Source organism: Mucilaginibacter rivuli, assembly GCF_019391655.1.
GTDB classification, from domain to species: domain Bacteria; phylum Bacteroidota; class Bacteroidia; order Sphingobacteriales; family Sphingobacteriaceae; genus Mucilaginibacter; species Mucilaginibacter rivuli.
This window is the reverse complement of record NZ_JAHXPQ010000002.1, coordinates 218,051-242,801: the sequence shown is the minus strand read 5'-3', so window position 1 is coordinate 242,801 and position 24,751 is coordinate 218,051. Positions and strand designations below refer to the sequence as shown.

The 24,751-nt window shown below is 46.0% G+C and carries 13 protein-coding genes; all 13 read right to left on the bottom strand.

Annotated features, from left to right (window positions below; all coding sequences use genetic code 11):
* The gene (locus tag KXQ82_RS04905) at positions 1 to 3,624 is read right to left on the bottom strand and encodes a glycosyl hydrolase (protein ID WP_219487041.1); all 3,624 of its coding nucleotides are present in this window, start codon (positions 3,622 to 3,624) and stop codon (positions 1 to 3) included.
* Position 3,625: 1 nt separating this feature from the next.
* Positions 3,626 to 6,949, bottom strand: coding sequence for a glycoside hydrolase family 2 TIM barrel-domain containing protein (locus KXQ82_RS04900; RefSeq protein ID WP_255563446.1), 3,324 nt, complete (start codon positions 6,947 to 6,949; stop codon positions 3,626 to 3,628).
* Positions 6,939 to 8,012 (bottom strand): mandelate racemase/muconate lactonizing enzyme family protein, encoded by a 1,074-nt coding sequence (locus KXQ82_RS04895; protein ID WP_219487040.1) that lies wholly within the window; start codon positions 8,010 to 8,012, stop codon positions 6,939 to 6,941. Before KXQ82_RS04895 ends, KXQ82_RS04900 begins: the two co-directional genes overlap by 11 nt.
* Complete coding sequence (locus KXQ82_RS04890; protein ID WP_219487039.1) at positions 8,012 to 10,186, bottom strand: alpha-L-rhamnosidase-related protein; 2,175 nt, start codon at positions 10,184 to 10,186, stop codon at positions 8,012 to 8,014. The genes KXQ82_RS04895 and KXQ82_RS04890 overlap by 1 nt, the downstream gene beginning before the upstream one ends.
* Before the next feature lie 48 nt (positions 10,187 to 10,234).
* Entirely contained in the window at positions 10,235 to 11,815 is a 1,581-nt protein-coding gene (locus KXQ82_RS04885; RefSeq protein ID WP_219487038.1) for a sodium:solute symporter family transporter, read from the bottom strand.
* A gap of 58 nt (positions 11,816 to 11,873) precedes the next feature.
* Positions 11,874 to 12,944, bottom strand: coding sequence for a Gfo/Idh/MocA family protein (locus tag KXQ82_RS04880; protein ID WP_219487037.1), 1,071 nt, complete (start codon positions 12,942 to 12,944; stop codon positions 11,874 to 11,876).
* 45 nt (positions 12,945 to 12,989) lie between these two features.
* Positions 12,990 to 13,685: an L-rhamnose mutarotase gene (locus KXQ82_RS04875; protein ID WP_219487036.1), complete on the bottom strand. Its 696-nt coding sequence runs from the start codon at positions 13,683 to 13,685 to the stop codon at positions 12,990 to 12,992.
* Positions 13,669 to 15,588 carry a right-handed parallel beta-helix repeat-containing protein gene (locus tag KXQ82_RS04870; RefSeq protein WP_255563445.1) on the bottom strand — a complete coding sequence of 640 codons (1,920 nt, stop codon included), beginning with the start codon at positions 15,586 to 15,588 and terminating at the stop codon, positions 13,669 to 13,671. The genes KXQ82_RS04875 and KXQ82_RS04870 overlap by 17 nt, the downstream gene beginning before the upstream one ends.
* A gap of 1 nt (position 15,589) precedes the next feature.
* A complete protein-coding gene (locus KXQ82_RS04865) occupies positions 15,590 to 16,495 on the bottom strand; it encodes a sugar phosphate isomerase/epimerase family protein (RefSeq protein WP_219487035.1) in 906 nt (301 codons plus the stop codon).
* Between the two features lie 65 nt (positions 16,496 to 16,560).
* Positions 16,561 to 17,964 (bottom strand): alpha/beta hydrolase family protein, encoded by a 1,404-nt coding sequence (locus tag KXQ82_RS04860; RefSeq protein ID WP_255563444.1) that lies wholly within the window; start codon positions 17,962 to 17,964, stop codon positions 16,561 to 16,563.
* Positions 17,965 to 19,098 (bottom strand): sialidase family protein, encoded by a 1,134-nt coding sequence (locus KXQ82_RS04855; RefSeq protein ID WP_219487034.1) that lies wholly within the window; start codon positions 19,096 to 19,098, stop codon positions 17,965 to 17,967. It abuts the gene before it with no gap.
* Between the two features lie 2 nt (positions 19,099 to 19,100).
* Entirely contained in the window at positions 19,101 to 21,875 is a 2,775-nt protein-coding gene (locus tag KXQ82_RS04850; RefSeq protein WP_219487033.1) for a glycoside hydrolase family 78 protein, read from the bottom strand.
* Positions 21,872 to 24,733, bottom strand: coding sequence for a glycoside hydrolase family 2 protein (locus KXQ82_RS04845; RefSeq protein WP_219487032.1), 2,862 nt, complete (start codon positions 24,731 to 24,733; stop codon positions 21,872 to 21,874). Before KXQ82_RS04845 ends, KXQ82_RS04850 begins: the two co-directional genes overlap by 4 nt.
* Between the last annotated feature and the right edge of the window lie 18 nt (positions 24,734 to 24,751).

Here is a 24,751-nt window from a genome sequence, read left to right as displayed (position 1 = left end):
TCAATTATTTTTATCTATTTCAACTACCCTCACCGGGCCAAACAAACCTGCGGGTATTAAAGGTTTGCCCTCTAACCTGAAAGGGGCTGTGGTATTTGTAACCCGTTTATCTTCGGGCAACGTATGGTCTTTTATCAGTCGGTTATGCCAGGTGTTGGTTACTTCAACATGCACCTTATTGTAGCCGTTATGCAGCGCCCCGGTGATATCTACCATATATGGCGGCGACCAGGCCGTACCACAAAAAACACCATTTATAGTTACGCTGGCAATATTCGCGAAAGCGCCCAGGTCGAGCCATAGCTTGCGGTGCGCAACCAGGTTACTGTTCCATTTTACGGTTTGCATATAATCTGCCGTGCCCGAATAATATTTTATGGATGGGATATCGCTCTTGCTCCAATCCGTCAACCGTGTAAATAAAACAGGCTCGGCAGGGCCGCCAAATGCAGGATCGAACTGAACGGACCACACGCCATCTAAGGAACGTACCGTTTTAAACTCCGACCAGTTCCTGCCCCTCCTCGATTCGCTGTGCGCAGGGTTACGTAATACAATAAAGTATGAACCATTGTGCTCAAGGCGGATGGTTAAACTGGTGCGCCCGCCCTCATTCGTCCAACCGCTGGCCTGGTAAGTTTCGCCTGTTACAGCATCCCACATTTCGGGCACTTTGTTGGCTACGCGTAACGACAGGTTGATAATACGTTGGTTATCCTGCTGATTGGCTATAAAGTAAATATCAGTACCATCCGTTGTAACACGATGTGTCCAGGCAATATCTTTGGCGTATTGTTGCAGCGTATCGGTAACGATCACATCACGTTCCAAACCTAAACTACTGAATGTTTCTTCGTTAAAAGGCGCTTTAATGATGCGGTTGCTTTGCAGCGATGCCTGCAGCTTAACGCCATTTACCAATACAGTAGCGCCGTCGTTTACTAATTGCTGAACTTTAGCTAAAACTTCTTTCGACATTACATCTCCATTTGGCGTCATTTTGCCTGCGCCCGGCAACACCAGCAACTTATAACTTGCGCCACCCGGCAATACAATACGGCCATCCTTCACTGTAGCTAATCGCAACAAGGCGTCAGTATTGAACGAATCATATGCATATCCCCGCAAAGGGTTCACCCAGTTTTCGGCATCCGCCATATTTGCAGATGATGTTACACCATCCGGTATTACACGCATCGGTTCACCCTCATTCTGTAACCGTTTGGTTTCAGTTGCCACAGCATCGGCACCAAATATGCCGGGCATGGTATTCACCAACCTGTCGGGCAATACAGCACGGCTTGGCAATTCTTCGCCGCTAAATACCGCGATATCGGTAACAGGCTTGCCCAATTGCAGCAGCGTTTGGCAACGGGCCAAATAATCAATAAACGCCTTGCCGGGCTTCCACCAGGTTTGGCCGGGTTGAAAGAACAAGCCTACCCCATCCAGCGTCATCCCGGGTTTGCGGTCAGGCCATGGGTTGTGGTTAAACACATGCAGCACAAAACGGTTAATACCGAGGGCAAAATTGCGGTCGGCCAACGTTTTCAATGCACCGGGATATTCGTCCCATGCCATACGTACTTCGGTAAAAGCCTCGGCTTGTATCAATGGTTTACCATAAATATGTCCGCCCGAAATAGCGTCTAAAATATCATTTGGCTTATCATGCGTAGGGCTGCGCAGCCAAAACTCGCCCATGGGTATATCAGCTTCTTTAAAATGCAGCATACCATCGCTCAGCATGGTTGGGGCAACGCTTTCAGCACTAAAAACAGCGCCTTTTTCATGCGCCAAACCGGCCATAATGTGAAAGAAATTATCTACCAGCAATTCTGATATCGTTTGCCTCACATCGTGCAAAAACCTTTCGGATAATTCTACGCTTTCTAAAGGCACCCCCGCCATCGCAGGCAAATACGGTGTTGGATCGTACCCACGACGTTTGGCAAACTCTTGCCTGAACATCGGTGTCCAGTTCTGGCTACCCGCCTCCCAGCTATCAACGTGAAATATTTTGAGCACACGTGCCGCCAGATCAGGCCCTGCCTGACGTATCGCTTCGGCATACCAGCTATTAAATTGTAGTTTTACCGCATCGGGGTTAAACTTATCGCACTCTAAACCTTTGCCCGCACCACCTGTTTCATTTTTATGCCCGGTTGATGTGTGGCCCATGCGCAATACCACCCAATCGCCGTAAGGGGCGTTCCAATTCAAACGGCCACGGGCATCCATAAAGCGGGTAATGTCAGTTAGTTCGTCCATCTGCACACACTCATTATTGGGTATTTGCGCTTTGGTAGTTTTAGTGCCCACGCGCCATACTTCGCCGTTCTTACCTTCGTATTGGTTAATTTGTGGCGCGCTGTATAAAGTGATGCCTTGTATTTTCAGGTTCGGTTTCCATTTTGCCGATTCCAAATCTTCGCTGCCCGGTTCTGTACCCGGCTTCTCATAAATAAACCTGAAAAACTTTGCCGATACAGGTGTAATGGCATAAGTATTTGGCGCATCGCCATCCTGCCATCCCGAACGCGGAGCCTCAAGCTTAGCATACGGGATAAAGTGTACGCCATCATAACTGATCTGTAAGGCCAGGCGTTGCGCCTCATAATTATTCCCATTGGTGTGGATGGTGATTGAACGGCAGGTAAAAGGCAGTGCAAAGGAATATTGTATAAAGCAGGCCGTATCACTGCCAAAGCTTTTTTTATTGCCTTTTTGGGCAAGGTATTGCGGACTCTCGCCCCTTTTGTTTGTACTCACCGTAACGGCTGTATTTTCGGAAGTAGCATCCTCTCCCGCTTTAAGCGGATAAGCATACACCGCCACATCACGGTAATAACCTTCGTTTGTTGGCGGTAAAGCCAGGGTATCGGCAACCTGTCGCCCGCCATGTACTATGGTTTTGCTCCAGGTTAGTTTCTGCATGGACAGCTCCGGTGTTATCCACGGGCCACCTGCTACTGCAAAGCCATCCGCATCATGCATGGCTATCTTTACGCCTAACCTGTCGGCTTCGCTCATGGCAAATTTTACCATTTGCCACCATTGCGGGCTGAGTGTTTCAACAGGCGGGTTCATCAAAGGCGGGTTATCTGCCCCTTTTATCGTCATTAAATATGCTCCGCCTATGCCTGCATCCTTCATGGCTTGCAAATCAAGCGTTATCCCTTCGCGACTGATAGCACCTTTGTTCCAATACCAAAACACCCATGGTTTAGCCGCTTCGGGCGGATGAATAAAGGTTTCACGCATTTCCGAATGATCGGTTACGGGCTGGATAGGTACATAAGTATTTTCGTCCGGCTCATCGTTAAAGGAGCGGTAATGGTGCCTGCTGCGCCCACGACTATGTTTAGATTTTTTTCCTTTGGATGATTTGCTGCTCCTGGAACTGCTCTTACTTTTTTTGCTTTTGCTGCTGCCCGATGATTTGGACTTATGGCTCGAACTTGATTTATGAGAAGAACCCGACTTATGCGACGAACTTGAACTGCTTGATTTTTTCTTTGGTTTTTTATGCTGTGCAACAGCACCAAAAACCACAAAGAAGCAGAGCATTACTACTAAAATAACCTTTACAGGCCGGGAAAAATATTGTACAAAAAAACGCATATTAAAATTTAATTTTCGTTGCCAGCGTACCTGCATCCGCAGGTTTTATTTGGGTTGGCAATATATAAAAAGTATAGCGATAAGGTTTAGCCGTAATTTGATATTGTGGCAAAGGTGCCGCCTGTTCGCTCCAGCTATCGTTGCCGCCAACACCCATTTGTATCAGATCAATATTCAAAATTACAAAACCGGCGTCTTTCAACTTGTTAGTATGCCGCGCGGCTACAATATTTTGTTCGGTATACGGCCATGCGCTGATGCTTAATAAGCTATCCGCAACCACCATCAATCCGTTGTTCTTTTTATCATTCAGATACATCCACCGCACATCCGTATGGTTGCCATTCTCTTGCGGAACTACGTAGGGTTCATCAAATTGAGCTAAAGGCAACGTATAAATTCCCGCATCAAAACCTGTGCGCCTGTCAATATAATTCTCCAACGGACCGCGGCCATACCAGGTTATATCATCATAGCTTTTCGCGATACCGCCTTGCATCCCTACTTTGGGGATGTTTGGCAAATCGGCGGAAGCTTTTAAACTGTAATCAACCTTTATCGCACCACTACCATTAACTGTATAAACTACCTGCACCGTAGCTTTATTGTTGATGAGGCTGTAATTACTCGTTACTTTTAAAATATCTTTTTGCATATCCTGCTTGAAACTTATCAGCTTCAATTCAGGATTGTACCAAACGGCAAGTTTCTTGTCCGCTTTCCATCCCCTATGGTCGTTATCTGTGGCTGGCCGACTAAAATGAGGCAAAAATGGAGCAAATACCTGCTCAACACCGTTTAACCTGTAAGATATTAATGCCCCTGTACCTGTATTGAACTGCACCGAAAAACTTTTTCCGGCTACACCAAATTCTGGGGCATCATTGCTTAAGATCATACTCAATTCCGGGTAATTTTCCTTTACGGGATTCACAACCGCCAAGCCAGTCAACGCGAACTGGTCATGCGCCAACTCAAAGCCTTTGCTTGCCCAGGGCTTATCTTCGGCCAGCATAAATTTGATATTGGCCAGATACTCTGCTCCCGCTTTTAATTTTGGCAGGTATGATGCAATACTCATCACGGTATCGTGACCCGCAGGCAGGTTAATGGCCGGTAGCATTTTATCAGACACTACATTACCGTTCTCTAACACCTGTAAATTCACCAGGTACTCTCCCAACGACGCTACCGCATTATGATTGATGATCTTTATCAAACCTTTCTTTGCATCAACCAAAGTACACTCCGCAGGTTGAAACACGTGCTTGCACTCATAAATAGCTGCCTTCGGCCTGCCGTCTGATGCTACAATCCCTTTTATAGTAAAATCATCAAAATAACGCTCACCATAATCGCCACCATAAGCGTAATACTTCACTCCTGCCGAGTCGGTCTTCAGCAAGCCCTGATCCTTAAACTCCCAAATGCCCGCGCCGATGATACGTTTATTGGCGCGGAACGCATCCCAAAACTCTTTTAAATTACCATTGCTGTTACCCATGGCATGCGAGTACTCCACAAAAAATATCGGGCGCTTGTCGCCGTTATCCTGGTTGGCCAGCAACGGTACCGTAAACAGACCGGGGTACATTCTACTGATGATATCCACATAAGGTTGATCTATTGGGTTGCCCAGTCGGTGCGAATGGTCGTTAGGTTTAAGGTATCTCGCATCACCCGGCTCAATATAACCCTCTGCTTGTGGTGTGCCTTGCGCAGGTTCGTAATGAACCGGGCGGGTAATATCAAAATCGTGCACCCAGCCTGCCATAGCTGCATGGTTTGGCCCGCGGCCCGCTTCGTTGCCTAAACTCCATATTATAATGCTTGGGTGGTTCTTATCGCGCATTACCATACGGGTAACACGGTCCAGGTATGCGCCCGTCCACATCGGATCGTTGCTCAGTTTTGAGCCGAGACCATGGGTTTCGAGGTTCGCCTCATCTATCACCATAATGCCGTACTGGTCGCACAGGTCGTACAGATACGGATCCATCGGGTAATGGCTGGTGCGTATACAGTTAAAGTTGAACTGCTTTATGGTTTTTACATCACGCTCGATAATCTCACGGGTAAGCGCCTTACCCAAAATCGGGTCATGATCGGGACGGTTAACGGCATTCAGATAAGTCACCTTTCCGTTGATGAGCAGCTTGCTGTCCACCTTACTAAACTCGATACTTCGGAATCCTACATGGCAGCTTTTAGCCTCCACCAAATTACCGGTAGTATCCACCAGCGAAAGCACTAACGTGTACAAATTAGGTTCCTCGGTACTCCATTTCTTCGGGTTCTTAATATTCGCCTCCATCAGCGCGAACTTGGCATTGTCCAATCGCGGGTATATTTCATTGATGATACTTTCTACGCTCCTGTCTAAAGGTTTTTCCAACAAGGCTGCTCCGGTTATGGCATCATACAATTGCGCTTTTAAATGATAACCGTATACCTGCGCCCCGGTCAAATTCTCGATACGCGGGCGTAACTGAAAACGCACGTCTTTATATTCCTTATCTAATTTGCCTTGCCAAAAAAAATCGGCAATGCGCAGCTTTGGTTCGGCCAGCAGCATTACCTCGCGGTGTATACCGCTCATGCGCCATTGATCCTGGTCTTCCAAAAAGTAACCATCGCTCCAACGGATCACCTGCACCGAAACTATGTTTTCTCCCGCCTGCAAATAAGGCGTTATGTTAAACTCGGAGTTCATAAAACTATCCTCGCCATAACCTAAAAACTTGCCATTAACCCAAACCTTAAAGCCCGATGATACCCCGCCAAAGTGCAGGGTGATATTCATATCTTTCCAGTTTTGCGGAATGGTAAATGTGCGCTGAAAACTGCCCACACCGTTCATATCCTGCGGTACATGTGGCGGGTTTACCGGGCGGAAAGGGTACACCGCGCTTTTGTATATCGGCTTGCCATAACCCTGCATTTCCATGCTCGATGGTACGGGTATCTGTTTCCAGCCATGTACACGGTTTTTGTAAAAATCTGTCGGCGCATCTGATGGTTTCTCAGCAAAGGAAAAATCCCACATCCCGTTCAAACTCATCATCCTGCCCGACTTTTCCCTGTCCAGGGTCAGGGCATCCTTCACACTGCTAAACGAGTAAGAAGTGGTGCGCGATTGATCGCGGTTAATACCAGTAACCTGTGGGTTTTCCCAGGGCTCGGCATTAAATATGGTGGGCGCTACGGGCACCGCGGCCGGGGTTTTATCCACCAGTTGCGCGCGTAAAGCTAAAGGCAATAAAAACATTGCCCCAAAACCTAAAAAACTCACTTTACTTTTTATACCCATAACCTTATATCTCATTCAAAAACTCATCCTTAAAACTAAAACCCCAGCCTGCCCTGTCGTGCGGCCTTGCCATGCCATTTACAATTTGCAAAGGATGGTCAATTAGCGGGTCTATCCAATCAAACGACTCGGCACCTACCCCGTTCGGAATAGTGCACAACAGCGGGATATCATAATCCTTATAATAATGCGGTAACACCGGTATATTAAAGCTTGCCGCCAAAGCCGCGCTGTCGCGCCAGGCTTCAACACCGCCTAAGCGCAAAATATCGGGCTGCCAAATATCGATAGCGTTACGGCTCAACAATTCCCGCAAAGGTAAAGTAGAGTACTCACGCTCGCCCATAGCCAGTGAAATTCCGGTTTGGTTGCGCAGCAGCTGGTAACCCTGAAAATCGGTGTGATTTATCGGCTCCTCAAACCAGCGTATATTTAAAGATCTGGCGGCGTTGGCCAAAGCTATTGCTGTGGGTATCGTCATCCCCTGGTTGGCATCCATCATAATTTCAATATCGTTACCAACCGCTTCCCGCACCAGTTTCAATCTTTCCAGGTCTTCACGCCAGTCGGGTTTGCCTACTTTTATTTTTACCGCTTTAAAACCGCGCGACTTGTAATCACTTACCTCTCCTATCAATTCTTCTACCGAGTAGGATATCCAGCCACCACTGCCATAAATAGGTACTTCGGTACGGATCGTGCCCAATACTTTCCATACCGGCTGCCCCAGTATTTTGCACCATGCATCCCACATGGCAATATTAAAGGCCGCCTGTGCCCAGCGATTTATCCCTTCATGGCCAAAATACTCGTTGGCATGGTTCAGCTTTTCAAATACCCTAACGGTATCATGCACCTGCTCGCCAATAATCATTTCACCAGCGTCTTTCAATGCCCCGGCAATAGCATTAGGGCTGTATTGGAAGCTTAACAGGTACGATTCACCAACAACACCTTCTTCGGTTTGTATGCGCACTACCAGGAACGAAATTTCCGTCAGCGTATGCGTAGCATCGGCAATAGGCTTGTTCAATTTAGCCTTTGCCGTGTAAACCGAGTAATTTTTAATACGATGCATTATTTGCCTGAGTATGTTACGGTATATGCTGTTCCTTTGGCTATTTCCAATTCGTAAACGCCGTTACCAACGCTTTTAACAGTCCCATTATCTGCCTTAGGAGTGGTTTTGCTGCTAAAGCGCAAAGTGCCTGTACCTACATCACCTTTTACTTTAATTTGGGTAGTGCTGCAATACACATCAATATTGCCGTTTGGTGTTGGTACGCTGCCCTGCATCCACTGCAGGCCGCCCAAATTTGGCTCAATGCTGTAAGTGCTATAGCCCGCCGATAATGGCTTTACGCCAATGTAGTACTTACCCAACAGGTAAATCGGGCTGGCACCCCAGGCATGGCACAAACTTTTACCGAAAGGCCTGCCGTACATGGCATAAACATCGGCTCCACTTTTGGTAGGATTATACTCTTCCCAAAATGAGGTAGCACCCAGCTTTAACATGCCGCCCCAGTAGTCTTTCATTTGCTTTAATACATAACCCTGTTCGCCCATGGCACATAATGCTTCCAACTCGTAAAAGCGCATGTAGGGGGTAGTTATTTTTTGAATGTTATCATTCAGCAATACATTTTGCTTTACATCCTGTTTTTGCTGCTCGGTAAAGTAATTAAAAAATATACCGAACATGTTGGAATAGCGGGTAACATTATCTGTTTGTTTACCATCAACCCTGCTATGTACCAGCGCGTGTTTTTGATCATTCCAGTACAGGCTAAATATTTTGGTTTTCAAATCAGCGGCCAATGCACCATATTTAGCCGCGTCTTCGGCATTGTTGTTTTCTTTCGCGCACAGGGCCATAGTTTCTAAACTCCGGCACAGCAGCATTTGTTCAAAGCTTACCTCGCCTTTTTTGCTCAGGCCATCGGCCCAGTCAATAAACACCCAATCGCCGGCAAGGCCAACCATCAGGCCGTCTTTATCGCGACGACTAAGGCAGTAATCCATCAGGCTTTGCATGCGCGGGTAAAACTGCTTGATAAAAGTTTTATCTCCGGTATACTGGTAATAATCATAGATACCCAAAAACCAGTAAAAGGTATAATCCATAATGGTGTTGATATGGCTGGTTACAGGGTCTTTACCGCGCAGGGCCAGCATGGTACGGCTCACTGTAGGCGAGTCGAAGAACGAATAGTAATTCATCAGATAGCTTTGATAAGCATCACCCGACCATACCCATCTGTCCCTTTTTATCCCATCGATAAAAAACTCCCGGGTTGCTAAGTGGAGCGTGTATTTCGATATATCGTATATCTTGTTCAACTCATTATCCGAGCATTTAAAGCTGCCGCGTTCATTCAGCGGAGCGTATTCAAAAAGCATCGAAACATCATCAACCTTTACGTCGCCATCAAACTGTACGTTCACATAGCGGAAAGCTTTGGATAACTCCATCACGCTGTCCTTTTTGGCAGGCTCGTTAATTGTAAGTTCATCCAACGTTTCGCAATGTTCTGCCGACATCGCTTCTTCTTTCGATTCTCCATAGTAAATATGCAGCATTCCTTTGCCTTTTAAACCATGCAGTTTTACAAAGCCAAAGGTTTCTTTACCAAAATCTAAAAAGAATGACTTTGCAGTTTTATCCGTTTTTACCGCCTTCACCGGCTCGGTAGGTAGTTTGTATTTTGATGGTGGCGATAAGGGGTTGTTAAAGTTCCAGGCACCGGCATTGAGGTAACTCGTTCCCGATTTATCGGATACCTTGCCTGTAGCGTCAATCCATTCCTTATCCTCAAAAGTAACCAGCCACGAGGCATCAGTTACCACGGTTTTGCCTTGTACAAAAACGGCAGGCACCCTATCCTGGCAATATACCTTGAGGCTTAGCGTATGGTGGCCGGCAGGCATGGTAATACTTTTCGGATAGCCCACAAAAGCTTTGCCATCAATCTTCACATTATAAATGCCTTCCACGTGTAGTTTCAGTTCTTCAGTGGCAGGAACATCAAAATCCCGGTGAAACTCTACCAGTACATAATGGCTGTCCATTTTCCACAATACAGGTAAAAACGCGCCACGGTCTGTACGGCGGTTTTGCATGCGGTTACTGGCCCAAACCTCAAAATCTCCGGGATAATATATCCATGTGGCTTGTTTTGGCGCTTGTGCGGATGCGAGGTCAGTCCCAACCAAACCAAGCGCTAATAAAAAGTAAAAAATCTTCTTCATAATTTATTAAATCTTCAAATCAAAAAAATCAAAATCGAACATCCGAAATCAATTAAAATATATATACAGCACTATCATGATCAGCGTTAACAGCAGCCATGAAAATTTAACCTTGCTGGTAACAATAAAGGGGTGTTTAGTTTTTATATCTTCTACATAAACCTGTGGTGACGGATCGAGCAGCGATATCAATACCGCGATAATAGTCAGCACCGCGAATACGTAAAACGACAGCATTAAATAATGCGGCCAGAATGGGTGCGTGGCTACGGGCAATACCCACAGGTACATTACACCCGTACCCAAACTCAGTATAGAACCACCCGACAATACAAAGTTTACTGCCTTGCGGGATGTACGTTTCCAGAACACGCTGAGCAGGAACACCACGGCCAGCGGCGGTGCGATAAAACCCAATATCGATTGAAAAACATCGAACAGATTAAGGTTTTTGATGCTATCGATAGCCAGCGCCATCCCTATAGCGAACAAGCAACCCACTATCACCATTACCCGGCCCATCTTGATAATTTGCTCGTTAGATGCCTTCGGGTTAATTTTCTTTACGTAGATATCCATGGTGAACACAGTGCTCAAAGCATTAAGAGATGAACCGATAGTGCCTACCAAAACTGCGATAAGCACAACAATAACCAGCCCGTTCATTCCCGGCGGGAATAGGTTGGTTACCATGGTCATGTATGCCTCGCTTGGGTCTTTTAAATGCGGGAACAGGATATAACACAGTATCCCCGTGAGGATAAACAGCGGCAGCGACAATATTTTTAACCAACCGATAAAACTTACACCAAGTTGTCCCTGCTCTAAATTCTTGGCCCCTAACACCGATTGCACCATGGCCTGATCGGTACAGAAAAACGCGATGGCCGACACCGGATAGCCTAACAAAATAGCATACCATGGATATTTAGGGTCGCTGGCCGGGTGTATTAATTTCCAGTAACTTTCCGGCACTGCATGGTACATAGCTGATATGCCGCCAACTTTTATTAATCCTAAAATTGTCAATGTTAACGATACGCCGATGAGCAGCAACATTTGAAATACGTTTACTTTGGCGATGGCTTTTAAGCCGCCGGTAAAGGCGAATAACCCCGCGAAGGAAACGAGTACGATAACCGACTCCCACATGGGGATGCCCAACACCTGCCTCACCAATAACCCGCCCGCGAACAGCCCTAACGACAGCCACGAAATGAGCATTTTTACCAGCGCGTACCATGCTAAAATATTGCGCGTAGAATCGCCGTAGCGGTTGCCCATAAACTCGGGCATGGTGCTTACCCTTGCTGCCAAATACCTCGGCGCAAAAACCAGCGCCAGCAACATTAAAAACACAAAGGCATACCAATCAAAATTGGCTCCTACAATACCTGTGCTATAGCCGATGGTTGCAAAAGCCAGTAACAAACTCGGACCAACATTGGTACCCCACATGTTAAAGCCGATGCTTGCCCAGCCTAATGATTTATTAGCCAGAAAATATGTTTCGCCCTCTTTACGGCCCACAAAACTGGCGCGGTAGCCAATGATGATAAGGATGACCAGATAGGCCACCACAATGCCGTAATCCAGCGAGGTAAGGCGGTTAACTATGCTGTTGTTCATTTAGTTATTGAGTTGTTTAATTATTAGGTTATTGAGTTTCAATTATCAAACTATCCGGTTAGGGGGTTAACTGATATGATCTTAAAATATCCGCTATTTTAACCGGTTGGCCTGTCTGCAATGTTTTATCCATAGCCTGTAAAAGAGCTACTGTGCCAACCCCTTCTTTAATATCAGGGTAGGCGGTTTCGCCGCTTTCTAAGCAATCGGCAAAGTATTCCAAATAGTTTTGGTACTCTCCCGCATGGTGGCTTTGGCCCTCAAAACGGAAGTAATGCTTAATGGTACTATCGCCCCAAACCACTATTTTTTCCTCACCGGTTTTATCGGTAATAGCATAACGCAACTCATGGTAATCCGCCTGCGAAGCACCAATTGTTCCGCGCAAAATAACTGTCATGCCGCTATCGCGCTGGGCGGGCTGTGTGGGGCCGGTATAGCAGCCGCTCACGCGGGCAATGCGGCCATCGGTAGCTTTAAAAATAAAGTGCATGGTATCGTGGTTCTTCAACCCGGCAGTTTTTCCATTGCTGCTGATCATGCCATACCCCATCACTTCCTCAATATCGGGCATGTACCAACGGATAAAATCAACCGGGTGGCTCAGGCCACCGTATAGCCATTTAAAAGAGTTTTCCAAGGCCCATGGCTTTTCTAAAAACCATCGGTGGTCGGCATGGTAATGGCTTTCAACGGTTATCAGATCGCCAACCAAACCGGCTTCAAAATCTTTTCGCTGTCGTTTGGCAGGTTCAAAAAAGCGTGAGCTTTGTCCGATGAAAACCTTTTTACCTGTCTTTTCCGACAGTTCGATCAACTCCCTGGCATCCGCCAGGTTATCAATAAAGGGCTTGGTGCAAATTACATGTTTGCCGTGTTGTAAAGCCAGTTTAACGTGTTGGGCATGCAGGTGGTCGGGTGTATAAATGGCGATGGCATCAATTTCGGGGTCATTCAGCATGTCCTCGTAATTGGTGGTGTACTCATACATTTTAAACTCGTCGGCTCGCTGGCGACAAAGGTCTTCATTGCGGTCGCATATCATGCGCAGGTCGCATTTCGCGCTCTGTATTGCCGCCGACATGGTGCTTCTGCCTTCTCCTAAACCTAATATTCCTAATCTGAGCATGGTGTGTTGGTTGATAGGTTGTTGTGTTATTTAGTTGTTGAGTAATTATTTATGGTTTATATGGTCAGTTTGGTTATATGGTTTTAAAAACACCCAGGTTTCGTTCTTTGCTGTTCCTTCTATTCCTTCCTGGTATTTAGCCATTATCTTATTCCACTCATCAACCCGTGGGTTGTTCTTTGTTGTCAGCGGGTTCAGCTTATCTAAACTCTCGCCTTTCGGGATACTAATAATAAGCATCAGCTGCCTGCCATTCCTGAAAACCAATAATTGCTGAAAGCTGGCATTGCAAAACCCTTGTGATACTTCCGGCCATTTTTCGAATTGCGTTTTGTGATAGTTTAGATACTCCTGCTGTAGCTTAGGGCTTTTTACCAAGTTGGCGGTTAGTATGATGTTGTCCCACTGCTTAGCCACCGTTTTATCGCTGCATTTAGTACGTTCAAAATCGTAAAATGGCTTATCGTATAGCTTGACTTTACAATCCTTAAAAGCCGCTTTTACTTTCGGATAAAAGCGCTCATATCCTTTGCCATATATTACAAAATGATTTTTCCACGAATAAATATCGTTGGCATCTATAAACTGTTGCGAGCCGCAAAAACTTATTAGCTTATCATATTCGGCATTGCCGCCAGGATAAACTATTTCTATCACTATAGGTAGTTTCGCTTGCGCGCGAACATTTATCGCGGCAAAGCAAAGCAGCACCAAAAACAACAACTTACTTTTTCTCATCATAATTAATTGGCTGGTTATTTTTATTGACGGCCTTATATTTTAACATGTACTGAAACTCGGGCATTAAGCCTGCCGACGCTTTAATCTTATCATCCACCATCGGCCCGTTATTCTCCCAAACATTACCCGGGCCATTGGCATTTTTCAAAAACTTATCGCTTGGTGTCCAGTTATCCTTTACGGTGATGTTAGACGACCCCTCGTCCAGGTACAGGTAAAACCAGTGGTGCGGGTCGTGCGCGTAAGGGGCCTTATATATCGAATCGACGTAATTTTGATCTATTACCGTCCCTGCTTGTGCCGATAGGGTATAAATACCGGCTACATCATACATGTGCCTGGCATAATGGTTTATCTTGTTGGCTGAAATATGATTATCACTCATGGCGTTTGCGGTCTTCGTCCAGCCCCAGCCTACACTGATGCCTGTGTATGATACTTCACTGATCTCGTTATGCTCAATATTGATACCTTTTACATAACCTGCGCCAATGCCAACGCAGCCCCAGTCTTCGTTGGTCACATCCGTGACCAGGTTATTACTGATGTGTTCGTTGCTGCATATCTCCCGTTGATCTTTCGGGTTATAAGGCAAATGCACCTCCTGTGCCTCATCCGAAAACACACCCGCTACTATCGCTGTCCCACCTATATCTTTAAACAAATTGCCTTTAATTTCGTCATCATGCGTACCACGTACATAGTCCAATCCAGCGGAAGCCAAATGCTCGAAATGGCAAGCCTCAAAACCGGTATGATGGGCATAACTCACCTGCACAGCGGCTGCAGGCCTGCCAACCCATGCCTGGTTCTCCAAGCCTTTTTTATCGGTTGTACCCGGAACTTTAAGCTTATAAGCATCCAGCATATACATACCCGCCTGGTGCGGAACCAAGCCTTGTCGGGACGGCAGCAACCAGGTGGCATACTCAAATGAGATACCCTTGAACGAAACATAAGATACCGGGTTATCAATAGTGCCTTCCATCTTTACCAATGTTTCCAGCGATGGCGCGATAACATTGACTGATGCCAAATTTTCTCCGGCACGCGGCCAGTAATATATTTTACCTGCGCGCCTGTCTAAATACCACTCGCCCGGCTGGTTTAAAAACTGAATAGCATTAGTGACGTAAAAAGCGGAGTTTCCGGCTTTTTTTGACAGGAACGGCGCGGGCCATGGATGCTCTGATTGTACCCTACTTTCGGGTTGTTCAAAACTCAGTTTCGCGCTGTCTCCCTGTACCTGTATTGATCTGATACGTAATACCGCAATGGCCCACCACTGGTGTATCAGCATTTCCATACCCGTAACGCTGCTCAGATCGCCGATTTTGGGCTTCGGTATCCAGCAAGTTTGCGCTTTATGATCCCACGACAGGATGCGGCTCATGTTGTCGCCGTCTTCACTTTTCGCACGTATAGCCTTCTCACCATCCACCCACAATTGCCTAAAGTTTAATACATCGCCACCAATTATCGGCGCATCGGCAACCCATACCTTACCTTTTGCTTCAGTTGGTAAACCGGGTACAGTTCCTGCCAATTTATGCCAGCCTGTTACGTTTACTCCACCGCTTAGCACAGGTTGTTCGCCCGGTGCGGCCTGGATAATAGTTGGTGATGCAGCCGTTCCTGAATCCTCAGGACGGATCACAACGGGCTCGAACAATTGGTAATTGCCCCCTTTGATGATGATATTGATGCCGCTGTTGACCGAGGCATCGTTTAAACGACGCAGCTCCCTGGCATGGCGCAGCGCCATGTTCAAAGTGGCCAGCGGTTGCTCTTTTGTACCCGTATTTTGATCAGAACCTGACGGCGATACCCAAATATCAACCGCATAGTTTTTCAATGCTGATAACATCAGCGCTACAAACAATATGGCTTTCAGGTTATTCATCCTATTGTTGGAAAACCGATTTAACGTATGCGGTATTGCCGCTGTAATTCCACTTTACATTATGCACGTCCTTCACATCGCGTGAGCGTTCTATCACCAGCCAGCCGCTCCATTTCATTTTATCGAGGGTTTGCTTTATCTTTTTCAGATCCAGTTTCGGGTCGTTTTGCAACCACACGCCATCGGTATCCGAACAATGTATCTGGCAAATACGTTTCTTGCCCAGTATCTTTAACTCTTCGCTCACGTCCCTGCCATTATCGCAGGCATTAGCAAAGTTGAAATAACTTTGCACCGCACGCGAGCCTATCTCGTCTAATAATTTAACTTCCTCTTTGGCATCCAGCGCTGTTTCTATACCGATGATGATGCCCATTTCTTCCGCTTTTGGCGCGATGGCTTTTAAACGTGCCACAACAGAAGGGCGCAACTCAGGTTTCTTCACCAGGTCGGTAACGCCTAAAGGCAGGAAAACTACCTTCACCCCCATCGCTTTGGCGGTATCCAAACAGTCCTGCACCATGCGGTCAACTCCGGCGCGCTCACCGTATGACTGGGCATAAAAGCCCGTCATGGCTAATGAACATATTTCTAAGTTCAGTTCTTTGGCTTTGTCTAAAAACGGCTGGCGGGTTTCGGGGGTGTTCAGCTGGCTATCAAACGTTTCACGCTGGCCCAAGCCGCCCATATCCACTTCCACACCATCAGCACCAATGTCTTTTGTCAGCTGGAACGCGCCTAACTTCTGGCGTTTCAGTAACATCAGGTCAACCACAGCAACTTTATACTTTTGGTCACCGGCAAATACCTTCGCCCACGATGCATTTGCAGCCATAATCAACCCTGCAGTAGCAAACCCCGCATTGGCTAAAAAATTCCGCCTGTTCATCGCCGATAAATCTTTCATCTTCTTCTATATAATTGGTTATTAGTGCCGCGCAACACTAATTGGTAAAAGAGCGCATTTAAAACCTATTTTTTTGATACTACTTTATCAAAAACCTTTAGCATATTATCAAAACCATGTATGGCGTTGGCAGGTAAATGCTCGCCTTTATCGCCAAATACATACAGGGCCTTTTCATCTTCTACAGCGCTTTTACTTTCGTCGATATTACCTGTAGCATCGCTTATAGTTTTTATATCCAGTCCTAAATTCTTAGCCATAAAAGTATAAACGGCTTTGCGTTTACTGATACCATAATCATGACCTTCGTTAGCGAAATGCACATTGATAACAGCATCCTTTTTACCATAATAGCCATACACCTTCTGCAGGTACGGAAACTCGATTTCTGGCACATGCTCCGTCCAGTCCTTACCGTCGGATACTACCAATTGCGGCTTCGGCGCGAACATGGCGGCCAGTTCGGGATTATTCGTTCCGCCTTCGCATAAGTGTATGGGCATACCACTTTCAGACAGTGAACCGCCATAGAAATAACATGACAACATCACCACCGGGGCGCTTACTTTGATCCTGTCATCCAAAGCTGAAAGCAACATGGTCTGACTACCACCACCTGATGCCCCGGTAATGGCCAAACGGTTGGGGTCAGCTTCTTTCTGCGAAAGCAAAAAATCTATCAATCTTAATCCATTCAACGCCTGTAAGGTCATTGCCAAACTGCGGTTATGGTCTTCAAACTTAAATTGCAGCATACTTTCGCCCCAGCCAAACAGGTCGTAACTCATGGCCATGGCACCCATACGGGCAAATGTAGCACAGAGTTTTTGCTGGTCTTTATTATACCGTCCGTTTTGAAAGTGCCCGTTTGGCGATAAGATAACCGGTATCTTACCTTTAATTTTTACAGGCTTATAGAGCGACCCTGTCACATACAGGCCCGGCAAGGTTTCAATGGCAATATTCTCGATAGTATAACCATCCATCTGCCTGATGTTGGTAATAATAGCTTTTGAATCTGGCTTTGCCGGCATCGGAGAAAGCCCCAAGGTACTGTACATGCATGCGCGGATAGCCGCCTTTCGCTTTTCAAAACTTGCCACATCTGTGTATAGTGACGACAGGTAATCCAGTTGTTCTTTACCATCTTCAACAGTCCAGCGGGGGTAATCAAACTTCCGCAGCTTATATACACCGGCGGTTTTAGGGAATGATATATCAAGCGGTGTTAAAATATTGTTCAGCGTTTTGTCCACATCGGGTCTGAACCTCCATTTGGCAAAGGTGACAAACTTGTCCTTCACTAAACTCTCATCATACTTTATCTGCACGTGGAAACGCGCGGCCACCTCGGTTAATACCTGTTTTAAAGGTTCTTTCAGGCTATCTTCGGCGTTGTGCTGCGCAAACAGCCTGACCGATACCATCAGCAACAAAAACAAACAGGTATTTACCTTTCTTATCATCATTTACAGGTCTTTTACAGGTCCGCCTATTACGGGTAATGTATAACCTTTAACCGCGGGCCATTCGCCGTTCTTTATTTCAACCAATTTCAGTTTCTTCGGGTCTACAACCACGTGTTTGATGCGTTCGCGCCTCCATGTATACACAAAATGCACCATGCCATCGGCGGTTTGTATCACTGCCGGGTACGAGTACTGGCTTATCGGCGAATCTTCTAATATCAAAGCCGCGTACCATTTTTTACCATCGGGAGATATCGCTACGTTCAAAGGCGTGCGTGCGCCTTTTACTTCCTTTCCGGGAGGTAAAACATGGTTATACACTAACAGCTGGCGGCCATCTTTCAAAGTCACGGCATCTGTGCCCGAGTTATTATTTGGCAATGTAGTTTTAGCTAAAGGCGACCAGGTCAACCCATTATCTTTCGACCAGGTTTCTACAATCGCCCTATCACGACTACGGCAAAGTGCCTGCAAACTACCATCTTTATGGAACAGGATGCTGGGTTGTATACCGCCTTTGGTTTCACCATCTTCAACAACTACGGATGTCCATGTTTTACCATTATCCTTAGATGCTTCCATGTGTACCTTCCAGCCTTTAGCTTCACTGCTCGACGGGCTCAATAAAGTGCCGTTCTTTAATAATACAGGCTTGTTTTTTACAGGCCCTAAAATGCCTTCAGGTAAAGCCTGTTGTGCCGACCAGGTAATGCCGCCATCTTTAGATGTTTTCATAAAACCTTTCCACGTACCGGGGCTCGGCCCTATTTTATAGAATAATATCAGCTCTCCTTTTGGCACCTGGTATAAAACAGGGTTCCAGCAAGGGTAGCGCAGCGTATCGTTTTGGATCCCGTTGGCAACATTTATGCCTTCGGTCCATTTGCCGTTTATCTTACGGCTTACCCAGATACATACGTCCGGGTTGCGCTCTTTTGTGCCGCCAAACCATGCCGCTACCAAGCCACCTTTGCTTTGCGCGATGGTAGATGCATGGCATTCAGGATACGGCGCTTTTTCGTAGATGAACTCATCCGTGATGATCCCTGTGCGCCATGGGTTTGTTATTTGCTGTGCGATACCGGTGCTTATCGCTAAAAAAAGAATTGCCGCTATTATTGCTATACGTTTCATACTTACAATTTTGATTTAAAGGAATAATCGCCGGAAGTTACCTTAAGCACCGCCCGGCCATTTTCCATTCTTAAAAATTTAACGCCTTCATCGCCGGTAACCAACTTGCCCCCCTCTGTTACATCAGTAACCGCTGTTGCGGGAACATAGATAATTGCTGAACTATTCGCCGGGATGCTTATATTCCAGTTAAAGGTTTTGCCCTCCTTTTTCCAGTTACTCTTTATCAAACCGTGGATGGAGTGGTAGGATGCATTAACAAAGTTCAAACCTTCAACAGGCTCAGGTTTCATTACCAATTGTTTGAAACCGGGTTTCAGTGGGTCGCTTTTTATCCCGCCAAGGTCTTCGTACAGCCAGACCAATAAGTCGCCCAACAACATCACGTGGTTTTGCGAGTTCATTTGCGGGGCAGCGGTATCGCCGTTCCAAAGCTCCCAAAAGGTGGTGGCGCCTTTGTTCACCATATAACCCCAGCTCGGATAATCTGTATTAGATACCAAATGATATGCAATATCGGTACGGTTATTATCCGTCAAACTCCGCATTAGCCACTGCGTACCGATAACCCCGGTGCTGATGTGCTGCTTGTTTTCAACAACGATCTTGTGCTCGATGCTTTTAAATACTGCCTTACGGTCGGCTACCGGAACCATATCAAAATACAAGGGCAACAGGTTTGACGTTACCGAATTGTTAGCGTACTGCTTGGTTTTAGCATTATAATATTGCTTATTAAAGGCTGCTTTAATATTTGCCGAAAGTGCATCAAACTCCTTAATATCCTGTGGTTTGTTCAATATTTTAGCGAACTTATCCATCAGCGACAGCAGCCTGAAATAGTATGCCGTAGCGATCAGTTTCCCATCGGTATTGCGTAAGGTATCTTTAGAGTGGATCAACTCCGGCGACTCAGGCGGTACGCACCAATCGCCATATTTATCTTTTGTTACGATGTAATTCGTCATGTACTTGCCTTTCATATACCATAACCATTTCTTCATCGAATCATAGTGTTTGGCAATGGGTTTAGTATCGCCATACTGGTTATACAGCATATCAGCAATGATCAAGTAGGTTGCGGGCCAGGTTACGTCCTCGCTGTAGTAGTTCCAGTAAGCGGGAGCAACATCAGGCAGTTGCCCTTCGTTTTTTTGCGAATCTTCAATATCATCAGTCCACTTAGAATAGAGCTTCGCATTATCAAACACAAAACTCTCACTGTATGATCCTGTAGCATGATCGGCCAGCCAGGGCATACGCTCGTTACGCTGCGGGCAATCCAGCGGCATACCTTTATAATTGGCACGGATACCCCAATACGCGTTGCGGTATATTTTATTGATAAGGTCATTGGAGGTTTCAAATTTACCGGTTACTTCCAAATCGTCATTCACCACCTGCCCCTCGAAATCATCAACGGTTGGGACTCCCGGGTAACCGATGATCTCTACATATCTAAAGCCATGATAAACAAATATCGGCCTCCATATTTCCTGTGCACCACCTTTTAACGTATAACTATCGGTAACTTTTGCATCGCGCAGGTTGGCAACATATAGCTCGCCATCGGCTTTGGTAGTTTCTGCAAAACGTAGTTTAACTTTAGTGCCCTTTGGCCCTTTAACTTTCATTTGCAGCCATCCGGCCATGTTCTGGCCCATATCCATCACATAAGCGTTGTCATTCAATTTTGTGATGGTTTTGGGTTTGATGATCTCGGTTACACTCATCCGTTCGTTCATCTGTGCTTCGAGTTTGCCATCAGGAGCTTGCACTAACTCAGGTTTTAACCATGCGGCATCACTATAACCAACATTCATCCAACCTGTCAATTCCTTATTGGCATCATACTCTTCACCATCGTATTCGTTATTGCTGCGGATGGGGCCATCGGTAGTAACTTTCCAGGTGTCATCTGTCACAATTGAGCTCTTTGAACCATCTGCATACTCGATGTTCAATTGCAGCAGCATTTTAGGATAACCAAAAGTATTAATCTTAAGCGGCTTGTAATTTTGGCGCATAGCAAAAAAGCGGCCATTGCCTAATATGGTACCGATGGTATTGCTGCCCTGTTTAACCTGCGCGGTTACATCGTAAGTGTCATACTTAACGGTTTTCCTGTAGTCTGTTGGCGATTGCGACAGTACCTCTGCACCGATTTTATTGCCGTTGATATACAACTGATATAAGCCCAAACCTACAATATGCACACTAGCTTTTTTGATAGCATACGGAGCTTTAAACTCCTTTCGGAAGTATCTTGCCGAAAGCTTTGAAAATGTAGTAATACTATCCCATGGGAACGACTTGTCCAATCCTATCCATTTGCCTTTCCAGTCGGACGGGTTTAATAACCCCATGCTCCACTGAGCCGGTTTGCTCCAATCGCTCTCGCCTTTGTTGGTCGTGATCTTTACTTTCCAGAAACACGTAGTACCGCTGGTTAATGTTTTGCCTTTATAAGCTACCTGTATCGAAGCATCAGATTTAATGTTGCCCGAATCCCACAGGTCGCCGGTATTGGAATTGAGTTTTTCTATGCTTGTCGCTACTAAAATATGATAACTTGTTTGCTGCACATCGCGCACACCTGCGGTTACTTCCCAGCTTAAACGTGGCTGCGTGGCATCAATACCTAAAGGGTTCACCAACATTTCGCAGCGCAGGTTTTGCAGGCCGACATTCGCCGCGGCATTTTCCCGGAAGGAAAACAAGGTAACACTACCGATGAGCAGTGCTAATATAAAACCATATGTCAGTCTTGTTTTCATTTGCCCGAAAAATCAAAGTATAAGTTAATGGTTAGTGCCATTTCAACGTCTTTGTAGTAATCAAAGTACTTGTTAGGTAAACCCTGCGCGCCAAGCTTTTCCGGCTTTTGCGATTTGGTGCCTATGGCGGTTATCCCGTTCATAAACGAAATATCGCCGGAAGGAAATGCCGGGGCGGTATTGTATACCTTTTTAGGGGCCGCCGGGGTAAACAGACGCATAAACACATCGCGGTTATCGCAAACAATAGTAACAGGTTGCGTAGTGGTATTCAACTTCATCCAGTACAGGTTGCTGTAATAACCTTTAAACTCGGGGTACTCCATTCCCGGCACACCGGTGATGGTATTGTTATATTTTTTGTCCCAAACATTCAGGCTGTTACCTTTCAAACGATTTTTCCAAACGTGATAAGGGCCATCGCCCATATAGGTTACGCCTTTTACATCCTTTTCGGGATAGGAGAAGTTTACCCCCAGCATATTACCTTCTTCGCCAATTGGCCAGTATTTTACCGTCATGTTTATCCAGCCCGAGGGATATATCGTCCATTTCAATAAGGCTTCGTTAGCTTTCTTTTCAAAAGCACCTTCAACCACCAAATTATTTCCATCGTAACGGTAACTCAGTTTTTGAAAACCACTCTTTTCCCAGCCCTCGGCCAATACAGGCCCATTATTGAACGGAATATCACCCTTGGCATTTTTTACGCTGATTAATAAGCCTGAACTGCGCTTAAAGGAAACGCTGATACCATTGGCACTCACATTATACAGCGAATCGGTTTCGGTAATGGTTGGTTTTACGCTTCCGCCGATATCCACCATGCGGCGGGTAATCTCGGGATGGCTGCTGATGGGATAGCTCCAGGTAAACAACTCGTGCTTATCCGGACCATAGGCCGTGATGTACAATACATCATAACTTTGCCAGCCCGCGGGCATTTGCATTTGCAAATTACCAAACTGACCCGGCACAACATCAGGCGCAGCTATGCTCCCGGTTTTGGGAATGGTGCCCATCTTTTTATATGGGTTATCCAAATTAGCCAGTTTATAGCTGAAAGTACATTGTTTGATATTGGTATACAGGTAACGATTCTCCAACCTGAAACTACCGTTAAAAGCCGAAGTTACCTCGCGGGGCTCCATACGTACCGGGCACCAAATTTCTTTAATGGCGTAATAGCTTCCCTCCTTTTCGTGGTGAGGGCCAACGATACCATCAGGGGCATGGTCGCCATCAGAATCGAGTTCGCCGTTTTTATCTGTACGCACTACATCCTCATCGGCGAAAGCCCAGATAAAACCACCTGCCGATATTGGTGTGCGGTACATCAGCTCCCAAAAATCATCCAGACCCGCGCCTGCGCCGCCATCATATAATCCATGTAAAAACTCCGTCGGGAAGGTTACATCGTGCCCGTGCAGGTTAGTACCGGTACCGTAATCGTAATTGATATAATGTTGGGTATTGATGCCTTTGTAGATAGACCATGGGTGGATCAATGGCCTTTTCTGAATATCATAATCGCCAAAAAAATGGTCAAGATCAAAGTTAAAACCACCCTCGTTACCATTATCCCAAATTACTATGGCAGGGTGGTTCACATCGCGGGTGATCATTTCTTTTACCAGTTTTGATCCTACCTGCGTATCGTAATTATTATGCCAGCCGGTCAGCTCATCTAATACGAACAGACCCAGTGAATCGCATACATCCAAAAAGTGCGGGTCGGGCGGGTAGTGCGACATACGGACAGCGTTCATATTCATGTCCTTCATCAGCTTTACATCTTCAATGCTGCGGGTCTTGCTCATCGCCCTGCCGGTTTCAGGCCAAAACGAATGGCGGTTAACGCCTTTGAATTTCACTTTTACGTTGTTCACGTAAATACCATCATGCTCGCGGAACTCAACCGTACGGAAGCCAAAGCGCTGCGTAAAGGTGTGCGTAACCTTTCCATTCTGCGTAAGCGAAAAAACAACATTATACAGGTTAGGAAACTCCGGCGACCACAATTTGGGGTTTGCTACACTGCCATTGAGTTTTAAAATGCTATCGCCTTTGGGTGATGTGGTTTTAAAAGGTAAACCAACTTTTTGTCCGCTCAAGCTATACACCTGTGCAGCAACCGATGTACCTACCGATGGCTTTTCTAAAAAGATCTCTGCGTTCAATTTACCATTAGCCAAGGCATTTACAGCAACGCGACTGATGTGTTGCTGCGGCGCAACTTCAAGGTAAACCGGGCGATATATTCCACCGAAGATCCAGAAATCACCTTTACGCTCCGCGGCATTTACCGATGCATTGGCGGAATGCTTATCAACGGTAACTTCCAATAAATTGCTTTCGCCGAGTTTAAGCAGGTTGCTGATGTTGTATTTAAAGCGATAGAACGAACCCTGGTGAATAGCTCCTGCCGATTGTCCGTTTATGCTCACCTTCGTATCCGTCATCGAACCCTCAAAAACGATATTGATGGCTTTACCTTTCCAGGATGCAGGAACATTGAAGTTGTACTTATACATTCCCGACTCTTTACCTCTCACGGTATCTTTATCCAAACCATAGTTGTACTTGCCAAATCCTTGCAATTCCCAGTTTGATGGTACAGAGATGGTTGTCCATTTACCCGAGTTCATCCCTGAAGTACAATAAAACTGCCAGTTTACGGTATGATCGCTGCCTGTTCCCGATAGGTACACTTTTTGGGTTTCCTGCGCGTTGGAGCAGAAAGCGGAAAGCAGAAGGCTAAAAGCCAATATCAGGCACACAGACACACCCCTGCTTTCGCTCTGTCCGGCACGCCCCCTCTCAAGAGGGGAGTAAAAAGCCTTTCTATTTAAAAGCATTGGCCTATGTGCGATTCC